Annotated in this window: 9 protein-coding genes; 4 read left to right on the plus strand and 5 right to left on the minus strand. The window is 68.4% G+C overall.

Translation table 11 applies throughout. The features are described 5' to 3' along the window. Positions 1–39: 39 nt before the first annotated feature. Positions 40–630 carry a thymidine kinase gene (locus PX52LOC_RS03065; protein WP_149115406.1) on the plus strand — a complete coding sequence of 197 codons (591 nt, stop codon included), beginning with the start codon at positions 40–42 and terminating at the stop codon, positions 628–630. On the opposite strand, the gene PX52LOC_RS03070 is transcribed toward PX52LOC_RS03065, so the two are convergent. Then, on the minus strand, positions 616–2,196 hold the full coding sequence (locus tag PX52LOC_RS03070) for a hypothetical protein (RefSeq protein ID WP_178132536.1): 1,581 nt from the start codon (positions 2,194–2,196) through the stop codon (positions 616–618). The genes PX52LOC_RS03065 and PX52LOC_RS03070 overlap by 15 nt on opposite strands. Positions 2,197–2,315: 119 nt before the next feature. Beyond that, positions 2,316–2,825 carry a pantetheine-phosphate adenylyltransferase gene (gene coaD / locus PX52LOC_RS03075; RefSeq protein ID WP_149108705.1) on the minus strand — a complete coding sequence of 170 codons (510 nt, stop codon included), beginning with the start codon at positions 2,823–2,825 and terminating at the stop codon, positions 2,316–2,318. A gap of 108 nt (positions 2,826–2,933) precedes the next feature. Between coaD and PX52LOC_RS03080 the strand changes: the two genes are divergently transcribed. Further along, the gene (locus tag PX52LOC_RS03080; protein ID WP_149108706.1) at positions 2,934–3,713 is read left to right on the plus strand and encodes a site-2 protease family protein; all 780 of its coding nucleotides are present in this window, start codon (positions 2,934–2,936) and stop codon (positions 3,711–3,713) included. Between the two features lie 2 nt (positions 3,714–3,715). On the opposite strand, the gene PX52LOC_RS03085 is transcribed toward PX52LOC_RS03080, so the two are convergent. Further along, a complete protein-coding gene (locus tag PX52LOC_RS03085) occupies positions 3,716–4,186 on the minus strand; it encodes a DinB family protein (protein ID WP_149108707.1) in 471 nt (156 codons plus the stop codon). A gap of 30 nt (positions 4,187–4,216) precedes the next feature. Next, positions 4,217–5,743 (minus strand): GTPase family protein, encoded by a 1,527-nt coding sequence (locus tag PX52LOC_RS03090; RefSeq protein WP_149108708.1) that lies wholly within the window; start codon positions 5,741–5,743, stop codon positions 4,217–4,219. A 101-nt stretch (positions 5,744–5,844) separates the two neighbouring features. Here PX52LOC_RS03090 and PX52LOC_RS03095 point away from each other — a divergent pair, with 101 nt between their 5' ends. Next, positions 5,845–7,377: a sigma-70 family RNA polymerase sigma factor gene (locus PX52LOC_RS03095; RefSeq protein WP_149108709.1), complete on the plus strand. Its 1,533-nt coding sequence runs from the start codon at positions 5,845–5,847 to the stop codon at positions 7,375–7,377. Positions 7,378–7,438: 61 nt separating this feature from the next. On the opposite strand, the gene thyX is transcribed toward PX52LOC_RS03095, so the two are convergent. Then, positions 7,439–8,263 carry an FAD-dependent thymidylate synthase gene (thyX, locus tag PX52LOC_RS03100; protein ID WP_149108710.1) on the minus strand — a complete coding sequence of 275 codons (825 nt, stop codon included), beginning with the start codon at positions 8,261–8,263 and terminating at the stop codon, positions 7,439–7,441. 266 nt (positions 8,264–8,529) lie between these two features. Between thyX and PX52LOC_RS03105 the strand changes: the two genes are divergently transcribed. Continuing rightward, positions 8,530–11,910 (plus strand): hypothetical protein, encoded by a 3,381-nt coding sequence (locus PX52LOC_RS03105; RefSeq protein WP_149108711.1) that lies wholly within the window; start codon positions 8,530–8,532, stop codon positions 11,908–11,910. Position 11,911 lies beyond the last annotated feature (1 nt).

Genomic DNA, 11,911 nt, shown 5'->3' on the forward strand with positions numbered 1-11,911 from the left:
GAACTTGGCATGCGGGCGAAATTGGAGTATCAGATCGGCATGGCCAAGCTCTACTTCTACTACTCGACGATGAACGCCGGGAAGTCCACGGCGTTGCTCCAGGCGGCGTACAACTACACCGAGCGCGGCATGAGGCCGATGCTGTTCACCGCCCTCCTCGACGAGCGGGCGATGGGCCGCATTGCCTCGCGCATCGGCATCGACGCGGAAGCCGGCCGGTTCGGGCCGGACACCGATTTCTGGGCGACCTGCCCGCCGGCGAAGCCGCACTGCGTGCTGATCGACGAGGCCCAATTTCTCACGAAGGAACAGGTCCGACAGTTGGCCCGCGTCGTGGACGAGTTGAACGTCCCGGTGATGTGCTACGGCCTGCGGACCGACTTCCGCGGAGAACTCTTCCCCGGCAGCGCCGCCCTGCTGGCGTGGGCGGATACGCTGTCGGAGTTGAAGACGATCTGCTGGTGCGGCCGGAAGGCAACGATGGTCGTCCGCGTCTCGCCCGACGGCCGCGTCGAGCGAGAGGGGCATCAGGTCGAAATCGGCGGCAACGAGCGGTACGTCTCGTTGTGCCGCCGACACTTCTCCGAGTCGATCCGGACCGGCGTCTGTTGCGGCTCACACCCCCAATAGGCGGCGCGATTCCTCGTAGCCCGGTGCGCGGCCTTCCTTGCGGTCGGACTGGCTGAAGCCGTAAGCGCTGGCGGACACGCGGGCCAGGGCGACGAGTTGCCGCCAGCGGAAGGCCGGGCGGGTCGTGGCGAACTCCTCGGACACCGTGCGGTAAAACTTCTCGGCGTGCAGGCGGCCGTCCTCGCTGATCGCGTACCGCAGTAGCGCATCGAACATCGGCCGGGATTCGTGCCCGCCCGCCCCGTAGGCGTGGACCACGGCACACGCCCGAAGCTGGTCGTTCTCGCGGATCGCGCCGTCGAGTTCCTTCAGCAGATCAGCCGGCTCCTTCGACTTAATCGCCGCCAGTTGCTCGGCGTGCGGGTAGGCTTCGGCTTCCATCCCCGGCGGCGTGCGACTGCCGGCCCACGTCGAACTGTCGGCGACGTTCATGGCCGCGAGGATCAGGCCGGCGGCCCGGTTGCGGGGGCTGCCGACGCGGGCCACGTTCCGCCAGGCGTTCGTCGCGTCGGAGGCGTGGACGCCGGGGGAATCGCCGTGCGTGCGGCGGCCGTAGTTGCCGTCCCACTTCTCGACCTGGCGAAGCACCAACTGGTTCGACGCCATCGAAACGGCCTCGCCGACTTGCTCCGGCGAGAAGCCTTCGGCCAGGGCCGCTGCCACCGCCCCGCCGGCTTGTTCGGGCTTCGAGGTGTAGATCGTGGCCGCCAGTTTCTCGACCCAGGTGTCGTCGCCGGCGCGGGTGCCCTTCGGCCCACCCATCAGCTTGTGTTGGTCGAGCAACTTCGGCAGGACGGCCCGAGCTTCCGCGATCTCCTGCGGCTTCCGACGGTTCTCCGCGCACCGCTTCGCACACTGGTGGACCGACTGCCGCAACAGCGTGAGGGCGTGGTCGCGGCCGACGAGGTCCAGCATCGCCCACGCCCGCCACGGCAGGACGGCGGTGTGGACGTCGTGGTTGTCCTCGACGCCGAGGATCGCGGCGTTGAGCATGTCGTCCGGCGACTGTCGGCCGAGTGCCGCCAGGGCTTGCTCGGCCTTCACCGCGTTTCCGCGATCGACGGCCGCGCGCACGCTCTCCGCGGTCGGCTTCTCCGTCGCTTCGCTCGGCGGGAGCGGTTTCAGAACCTCCTTCGTTCGCCCGCCGGCCTTCTCGGTGTAGTGGGCGTTGCGGTAGAGCACCTTCCAGATCGGCAACGCCTGTTCGGCCTTCGGAAGTTCCTGGGCCATGTGGTAGGCGGGGGCGAGGGCCATGAAGACGTGGAAGCCGAAGTAGTCCTCGCCGCCGAAGGTGCGGGCGTTCGCCAGGGCGGCGGCCGCGGTCAGTTCGCGAAGGCTCAGACCGGCCTTCTGCTTGGACGCCAGGAGGGGCAACAGTTTCCCGGCCGGCGTTTCTTGCAACAGGGCCGCGAGCGGTTCGAGTTCGCCGAAGTGCAGGGCCTTCGGTTCCTCGTCGGCCCGGGCGGTCGCGAGGCCGAGGTCGGCGGCGAGGGCGGGGCCGACGCCGGCGAGGAGCATTCCGCGGCCAACGTCTTCGAGGAAGGTACGGCGGTGGGAGAGGGACATCGGGTTCTCCGATTTCGAGAAGTGAGGGGAGGGGAGAGACGGCCGCCCCATCGTACCGCGCGGGGGCGGCCGGTCATCGCGAAAAATGGGTCGGAAGTGAAGCGTGCGATGCGGGAGAGTTACGCCTTCTTCTCGCGGACTTTGTCGAGCAGCGCTTCCTTCACTCGCGGGGGGAGGAACTTCGTCAGGTCGCCGCCGAGGAACGCGATTTGCCGCAGGAGGGAACTGCTGACGTGCGAGAAGTCTTCCTTCGCCATGAGGAAGACCGTTTCCAGTTCCGGGTCGAGGTTTGAGTTCATCAGTGACATCGTGAACTCGTACTCCATGTCGGAGAGCGTCCGCAGGCCGCGGAGCATGATCCGCGAGCCGAGTTGCCGGACGAACCGCACGGCCAGCCCCTCGAACTTGTGGATTTCGACGTTCGGCAGGTCGGCGCACACGTCGTGCAGCAGCTCGACGCGCTCGTCGAGGGTGAAGAGGGTTTGCTTGTCCGGGTTGATGCCGACGCCGACGATGAGCGTGTCGAACAACTTGCTGCCGCGGCTGATGGCGTCGTAGTGGCCGAGGTGGACGGGGTCGAACGTGCCGGTGTACACGGCGACGCGCGGGTTCAAAGCTGACGACGGCATGCGGCACCTCCACTTCGGACGCTCGGTCTTCCGCTATGATTGTGGGAGCGGCCGACCGTGCCAACGGGGATTCCGGCCGCACACCCCGAATTCCGCGAGACGTAGCCCTTGTTATTCAACCAGCAGCGCACCCCGTTCGACCTCCGCTTCCGCCTCGGGCCGTTTCCGGTGACGGTGAACCCGCTGTTTTGGCTGGGCATGGCCCTCCTCGGCCAGTCGGCGTTCCAGGCCGGCTTCGAGATCGGCCTGCTCTGGATCGCGTGCGGGTTCATCTCGATCCTCTGGCACGAACTCGGCCACGCGGTGACGATGCGGCACTACGGCTCGCCGGCGCGAATCGAACTGTTCGCCTTCGGCGGCCTGGCGATCCCCGCGTACCAACAACCCTCGGCGGTCCGGCGACTCCTCATCGCCGCCGCCGGACCGCTCGCGGGCTTCCTGCTGTTGGGTTTGGTGTGGGGCAGCGATCAACTAATCGCGTGGGCCGATCAAAACCCGTACCTCGGCGTGCTGTACACGTTCCTGTTCCTCATCAACCTGATCTGGTCGCTGTTCAACCTGCTGCCGATCTGGCCGCTGGACGGTAGCCACATCTTGCGCGAAGGGCTGGTGCTCGGCCGCGAACGACAGCCGGACCTGCGGACGCAGCAAGTCTCCCTTGGCGTCGCGGGATTCCTGGGGGTCGTCGGCCTGATCGTGAACTTCGGCCCGCCGGACCTGCGACGGCAGATTTTTACCGAGTGGCCGTCGTGGTTCCGGTGGGTGATCCCCGGCGTGATGATGACGATCTTCCTGTTCCTGTTCGCGTACCAGAGTTACGAGATGATGAAGCAACTCCGCCGGCCGCGAATCTACGACGAGGACCGCCTGCCGTGGGAGCGGCGGTAAGCTCAAATCCCCAGAGCCTTCCGCTTCTCGGCGATGAACGGCAGGTGGGTGTTGATGTGCCGAATGGCCATCTGGATCACGCTCTCCAGCGTCACCGGGCCTTTGACGACGTGTTCGCCGGTGCGGGCGAGTTGCTCCGGCGTCAGCTTCTCGATGATGCGGGCCGTCGAGGCGCGGGTCGCGTCGACCACGGCCAACTCCTCGGCCAAATCGCGGGCATCGTAGTGCAGGGCCTTGGCGAAGAGGTTCTCGTCGGCGGGCAGAACCTTCGCATCATCGGTCGCGAGGATGCGCTTCATCCGTTCGACCAAGATCGGCTCGAAGTCGGCGAGGTGGGCCACGACTTCCAGCGTGCTCCACTTGCCGGGCACCGGGCGGGCGGTGACTTGCTCGCGGGTCATCCCGGCGACGGCCGCCCGCAAGTCGGCGGCCCCTTGGCGGTACTGAGCGGCGTATTCGGCGGCGGTCGGCATGGTCAGTCTCCAATGAGGGAAGGTTTCGTTCTATCGCTTCGCGCTCTCCCAGAGAGCGCGCAACGCCACGCGGCCGGCGCTCAGCACCTGATCGACAGTCTTGCGGGCGGCCCCGGCCCTCGATTCCGTGTGGAAGAGTTTCAACAGGGCGGTGCCGTGGGCGTCGTCCATCGCGGCGGCCATCAGTTCTGTCAGGCCGTCCTGCACGTTCCACTCCTTGCCGGTCGCGATGCACACCGGCACGATCACCTTCAGCCGCTCGCCGAGTTGTTCGCGGGCAGAATCGGCGGCCTCCCGCATCTGCACTTCTTTCGTGCGGGTGCCGGCCTGCCAGTCGTAGGGCGGCTTCCACTCCATCATCGGTGAGAGCAAATCAACGTGCGTGAGGACGCCAAGCATGTTCGGGAGTTTCAGGTGCGGCTTGCTCGCGAACGCGGCGGTCAGTTTCTGCATCATGTCCGCGTCGGACTGCCGGGCGGCGTTGCGGGCTTGCGTGACGAACAGCACCAAGTCGGCCCCCGCCGCGGCTTCGACCGCCCCGGCGACTTCCGCCTCCGTTGGACCGGCGAGGCCGTAACCGGCGGTGTCCACGATCGTCACCGGCGGTTGGTCGGGCAGCTTCAGGTCGTACCGGGTTGCGCCCACCGTCGTCGGCACGATGTCGGTCGCAGCCTTGTGCTCGCCGAGGAGCGCGTTCACGAGGCTCGACTTGCCGGCCTTCACCTGCCCGATGACCGCCACCGTTAGCGACGGGGCGGCCATTCGGCCGGGTTCGTCGGCGTCGGCTTGGGCCGTCTCCATGATCTCGCGGTACTTGGCCGCGCCGACGCGGAGGCGGCCGCTGTTCAGTTCGATGAGGTGCTTGCCGAGTTGGTGGATGAACGCCGTGTGAAACCAGAGCATCACGTTCTGCTGGGCTTCCTTAAACACCGCCCCGCTGGCCCGCGACGCGAGGTACTGCATTCCGGTGGACACGGGGTTGAGGACGGCCCGGGCCAGCCACGAAATGTTGAGCGCCTTCTGCCCCCAGTCGATGACCTTGCGGCTCTGCTTCCAGTGGTTGACCGTGAGGAGGTGGCTACCGGGGACGTAGGTGTTCACCTTCGTCGTCAGGTCGTGGGCCACGAGTTCCGCACAGGTGAGGATTTCCGGTAGCGTCAGGTGGCCGAACGGGTCGGCCGCACCGGGGTTGTAGACTTGTGCGATCTCCAACGACAGGGCGATGGCGATGTCCGAGTACCGCTTCGGGTCGGCCATCTCGTCGGCGGTTATTCGCGTGACCTCGCCGGCCTTCTTCTCGACCAGCTTCCACGCTTCCGCGTCACGGTCGGTCCAGATCTCCGGTGGGGAATCGACGCCGGTGTTCGGGAGAATGTTCCTGCGGCGGCGGGTCCAGTACCAGCCGAGGCCGTAGGCCGCCGCGAGGCACGCGGCCATCGGCCACCAGACGATGAACGTCCACCCGGTAATCCACAGGTGGTACGACCCGGCCCCCATGAGGAACACGAACGGGGCGAACACGAGAACCGCGAGGACGATGATCCGTGTGCGTGTCATGCCAAGATTGTAGGCGGCCACTCGCAACTCTCATCGCTTCTTCCCTGTCACATTCCGCCGCGGTCGGGCACTATAGGGTAAACGCCCTCCCGAGGCTGTGCGTGAACCGGCAACACCTGCACACGATTCTGCGGCACGCCGAGGCGCTGGCCGACGACCGCCCGGACGCCGACCTGCTCGGCCGGTTCCTGCTGCGGCGCGACGACCACGCCTTTGCCACGCTCGTGCGGCGGCACGGGCCGATGGTCTGGGGCGTGTGCCGGAACCTGTTGCCCGGCGACGCCGACGCGGAAGACGCCTTCCAGGCGACGTTCCTCGCGCTGGTCCGCGGCGGCCGGCGCATCCGCGACGGCGACCGCCTCGCAGCGTGGCTGCACGGCGTCGCCTTCCGCGTGGCGATGAAGGCCCGCCGCACCGCCGCCCGCCGACGGCAGCGAGAAACGACCGCCGCGACGGCCGAGGCGACGGCCCCTGTTTCCGAAGCGGCGTGGCACGACCTGCTCACCGCCGTCCACGAGGAAGTCGGTCGCCTGCCGGAAGCCCTGCGGGCGGCCTTCGTGATGTGCTGCCTGGAAGGCCGGCGGCAGGCCGATGCAGCGGCGCAACTCGGGTTGAAGCCGAACACGCTGACGACCCGCCTTGCCCGCGCCCGGCAGCGGGTCATCGAAAACCTCACCCGCCGCGGCATCGCCCCCGCGACGGCGGCCGGGGCCATCGGCCTGGGCACGACCACGGGGGCCGCGACCGTACCCCTGACTTTGGCGGAGCAAGCGATCGCGTTCGCCCGCACCACGGAAACCGTTTCTCCCACCGTTCTCCAACTGGCTCAAGGAGCTTTTGACATGACCACTCGAACGAAATGGCTGGCGGCCGCGCTGCTCGTCGCGACGGCGATGACGACCACGGTCAGCACGATGTTCTTCTCGGACGCCATCGGGCAATTCCCTGGCGGACCGGGGAGTGGCCCCACTGGGGCGGCCGGGAGCCGCGGCGGCGGCGCTCGTAGCTCCAGTGGCGGCCCAAGTGGGACGAGCACGATGGCCGCCATGATGGCCGTGCGGTGGGAGTACAAGGTTGTCAACGGATTGTTCAACAACTCCGAGGCCGAGGCCGAGATGAACAAACTCGGCGAAGAGGGCTGGGAACTGACCGCAGTGGTCGAGAAGTTTGGCACGGCCGTGCTCAAGCGGCAAAAATCACGTCGATTGTCGGCGGGTGCCGGGGGCACCACCGGCTTCGGCAGTGTCGGCGGGACAACGAGTTCACCCGCGCCGGCCGAGGGCACAACAGACCTTCCCGGTAGTATGCCGCCCGGTGCGGCCGCGCCGGTCAAAGCCGTGGAAGCGAAAGAGCCGGGGACGCACGTCATTCCACTCAAGCACGCGAAGGCGACGGAACTCGAAGGAACAATCGCGTTGCTGATGAACGCGGAACTCCGGGACGCCAACACTGGTCCCGGGTTCAACCGCGGCGCCCGCGTTTACGTCGGCACTCGTGTGAAGATGGCCGCCGACGCCCGCACAAACTCTCTCGTCGTCCTCGCCGATGACGCGGCCCTGAAGACGATCAAGGAGCTGCTGGAAAAGCTCGACGTGCCGGAAGCGGAGTCGAATAAGTCGAAGCCGTCGAAGTAACGGCCGAGAACTTCGTGAACGGAACCGGCGGCCGATGGCCGCCGGTTCGCGTTCGTGCGGCTCACACCTTCGGGTACGGCGTCGTGATCTCGAACGTGCCGTCGGGCAGCGGGTTCTTCCGGTAGTCGCCGAAGAGGTTCGGGCTGTCTTTCGCCAACACGTCGAGCATCCGGTTCGCGAGCTTGCGAATCTCCGGTTCGGCCCCGGTCGAGCCGCGCTGTTCGAGAAAGTGCCGCAGGGCGCGGGCGTTGGCCGTCACGAAGATCTTCGTCTCCGTGGCGTTCGGCAGCACGCTGCGGGCCGCCTGCCGGGCCGACTTCCGTCGGGTGGTGCGGTCGGCGTCCGGCGGCAGCATCGCCGCCGCGGCCGCCGCGGGGTCGGCCAACTTCTGGTTCAGCATCTCCGCCAATTTCACATAGGCCGCGTGCGAGTGCTTTACCGATTCGAGCCAGACCGCGTGCAATTCCGGGTCGTTCGCGATGATGTCCGGCTCGACGTACTCGGCGATCGACTCGTCCACGTACCGCTGCGAGAGTTGGCTGTACCCGAACCCCGCCCGGTGTCGGACCAACTCGTGCGTCAGGCTGCGACTCAAGCCCGTCAGCACCATGTTCCAGACGCCGTGTTCCAACACGGAGCCGTGGCCGACTTCCTTGATGTGGTTGAGGTACGTCGCGTTCCCACCCGGCCGCGGCTTGGCGAAACTCATGTAACAGACTCGGCCGGCCGTCTCGGTCAGCACCTCGGCCGGCGTTTCGCTATCGCTGTTCCAGCTCACGCCGTGGTCGGTGAGGAAGCGGGACAGTTCCAGCGTCGCCACGATCTGCTTGCCGACGAGGTAGACTTGCGGTTCGGTCAGGACGGTCACGCTGTCGGTATTCGCCATCGGTACTTCTCCGTGTACGTGCGGTCGCACTTTCTTTCATCGGAATCGCAGCCCCCGCGGGTCGCCGGCTGCCGGACGACAGAGGCGGCAAAGGCGGAACATCGCGCACAATTGGTCCGATTGCGAAGGCTGGCGGCCCTGCGGGAAAGTTTCCGCAGTTGGCGATCGGTCGGATCGCGACGGAGCGGTATAGTAAGAGTGAATCGCTCTGCTGGATTTGATTCAAGTTGTGCCCGCTTCTCCTCACGGTCAGAGGACGGCCGACCGTGCCGCGTGAACGCTCTCGACTTTGGCCCGCTCTGTCGCTGTTCGCGGCCCTCGTTCTGCTTTGCACCTCAACGCCGGCCCAGGATTCGGTCAAGAAGCCCGCGGCGGTGAAGCTGCCCGACGGCACGATCGTCTTCTACACGGCCAACCCGAACGAGGTCGCCCCGAAGGTCGACGGCGTGGTCCTCTCCGCGAAGGAATACCAGAAACTCGCCGATCAAGCCGAGCAACTCAAGAAGCTCCGCGATGCCGTGAAGCCGGTGTCGCCGAGCGTGTGCGCGATCCGCGGCCGGATCGAGACGCACGGCGGCAAGTCGGTCGCCCGGCTGACGCTCGACTACTCCTTCCGCACGCCGTCGCCGCGGGCGGTCGTGCTGCTCGGCGGGCAACGCGCGGCCCCGGTGTCGGCCGTCGGGCCGGACGGCAAGATCCCGCTCCTCGAACTCACCGCCGACGGGTTGGCCGTCGTCGTCGAGCAGGCCGGCGATCAGAAGGTCACGCTCGAACTCGAAGCGGCCGTCGCCCCGCGCGGCGGCAAGAACGAGGTCGGCTTCGAGGTCGGCTTGCCGAAGGCCGCGATCACGACTCTGACGTTCGATCCGCCCGGCGGGAATGTGAAGAAGCTGACGGTCGGCACGCGGACGCCGGAACCGGCCACCCCCCGCCCGCCGGAACTAAAACGAACCACCGACGACGCCGGCCGGTACGCGGCGAAGGCCGACGGCAAGGGCGTGCCGCTTGGCCCGATCGACCTGCTGGAAGTCGCGTGGGACGCCCCGGCGTCGCCGGCCACGTCGGTCGCCGACACCGCGCTGTCATCGGACGCCGACGTGAGCGTGCGGGTGGACGACGCGCAACTCGAAACGACCACGAAGCTGCGGCTGAAAGGCCCGGCCCGCGAGTGGCACGTCGTCCTGCCGCGCGAAGCGACCGTGACCGTCGCCCGGCCGACCGCGCCGAACCTGGAAGCGATTTCCGCCCCGCCCGCCACGGTCACGCGGCCGACCGATGCGAAGCAGCCGTGGAAGATTCTGACGCCCGACGCGGGCGAGTGGGTCGTGACGGCGACAGTGCCCCAATCCCGGCCGGACGCCACGAACGCGAAGCACGCCGGCCCGTACCCGGTCGCCCTCGCGTTCGTGCCGGGCGTGCCGAAGCAGACGGGCACGGTCCGCATCTTCGCTCCCACGACGATCCTTCTGAAGAACTTCCGGCACTCGGCCGAGATCCGCCGCCAGGACGCGCCGCTCGGCCCGGACCTGCCCGTGGCCGTGTTCAAGTTCGCGACCGCCGACAAGAAGCCCCTCACCCTGGACTTCGAAGCCCGGCCCACGCGCGGCTACACGACCGTCCAACCGCACCACAAGCTCGACCTCACCCGCACCGGGTGGCGGCTCCGCACGGAGATCCGCGTCCGCCCGGTCCACTCGGTCATCGAGCAACTCACCTTCGACCTGCCCGCCGGGTGGCACGACCCGCGGGTGCCGCCGCCCGACGACCGCGTGGACGAGGTGCAGGCCGGGGCCGAAGTGAACGGCAAGCGGCCAGTGACGATCCTCCTCGCGAACGGGCAGTCCGAGCCGTTCACCCTGACCGTCGAAACGCTGTTCGGGGTGCCCGAGACGGCGACCGAGACAACCCTACTGTTGCCGCAGTTCACGCACGTGCTCGAGCGAGAGCCGCAGTTGACGGTCACCGTCCCGGACGGGCTAACGGTCCGCGGGTCCGTGCGAGAGGCCGCGCGGGAGGCCGCCCCGAACCCGCCGCCGGTCGAACTGCAACCAGGCGGGACGCCGAAGCCGGGAACGGCCGTAACGCAGTTGGCCGGCACGTTCGAAGCGCCGCTGGCCCGACTCGACTTGGCCTGGCAGTCGTACCGGGCGGAACTGACGGCGAGCGTGCGGGCCGACGTGACCGTCGGCGAGCGACAACTCACCGTCGTCGAGTCGATCCAGTTCAAGGCGAGCGACCCCCTCGGGCGGGCGATTCGACTCCGCGGGCCGCTCAACGCCCTGGCGTTCCAGGCGTCCCCGGCGGTTGAACCGCTGAGCGGCGGGCTGTGGACGCTAACACCGCCGGCCGACGCGAAGGAACTCGCGTTCACCGTCAGCTACGCCGTACCGCTGCCGCCCCGTGGGGCGGTCGACAAGCCGCCGTCGGTCGAGGTGCCGTTGATCTGGCCGGACGCCACGAAGATCGCGGCGGCCGTGCGGGTCTGGGGGGCGGGCACCGGCCGCCGCCCGGCGAACGTCCAGGGGGCGTGGGAAGAGCGGCCGCCGGAACCGAGCGCCGACCGCGACGCCCTGCCGTGGCTGACCCTCGCCGCGACCGGCTCGATGAAGCCCATCCCCCTGACCTTCGACCTGCTCGACACGCCCGACACGAGCACGGTCGTGGTCGAGCGAGCCGCCCTTCAATCGTGGGCCTCGCCGGACGGCACGGTGGAGGGGCGGGCACGCTTCCTGCTCAAGCGGTGGTCGCCGCAGGGCGTCGAGATCGAAATCACCTCGGCCGGCCCGCCGAAGGTTTTCGTGAACAAGGACAAGGCCGACAACCTGACGGCCCTGCCCGGCGGCGAGGAGTTCGTGCGAACGTACCACGTCCCGCTCCCGGAAGCGCGACCGACCCGCCCGGCACTGGTGATCGAGGTGCAGTACACGTTGCCGCCGCAACCGCGCGGCGAGATAACGCTCCACCCGCCACAGATCCGCGGCGCGGTGTTGCAGTCGCCCGCGTGGTGGTCGGCGGCCGTGCCGGGCAACACCGTGCCGCTCGTGGTCGGCGGCCCGCTGCTGGTGGAACAGCGATGGGGTTGGCGGAGCGGGCTGCCGGCGCCGGCGGCCGCCGTCTCGCCCGGCGAACTCGACCGCTGGTTCGCGGGCGGCGCAACGCCGGTTGATGCCGACCCGTGGGACGTGCCGACCGACGAGGGCGTGACCGGCCGGCAAACGGCCCCCGCCGCCGTGCGAATCCTCCGCGTGCCGCGGTTGCCGTTCGTGCTCGCGTGCTCGTTCTTCGCCCTGGTTTTCGGCCTCGCCGTGTCGCGCCTGCGGCCGCGGCTCGTCGGCCCGGCGGTCGCGCTGGGCGGTGTGGCCGCGGCCGTGGCCGCCGTGCTGGTCCCGCAACCGGCCGCGCAGGTCGTCTCCGCGAGCGTGCCGGGGTTGCTCGCGCTCGCGCTGGTGCTCGGCCTGGCCGCCGGGTTGCGGTGGCTGGCCCGGCGGCGCGTCACCCACTTGCCGACGTTCCGCCGCGGGGTGGTGCCCGTTTCGGCCTCGCCGTCGGTCGGGTCCGGGTCCGGCCCGCGCGGCTCGCGGAACGGAATGCCGCCGCTCGAAGCCGTGAAGTCGTCGCCGCTCCTCCCGCCCCCGTCTTCGAGCTAAC

It is taken from the genome of Limnoglobus roseus, from assembly GCF_008254045.1.
Taxonomy (GTDB): Bacteria; Planctomycetota; Planctomycetia; order Gemmatales; family Gemmataceae; genus Limnoglobus; species Limnoglobus roseus.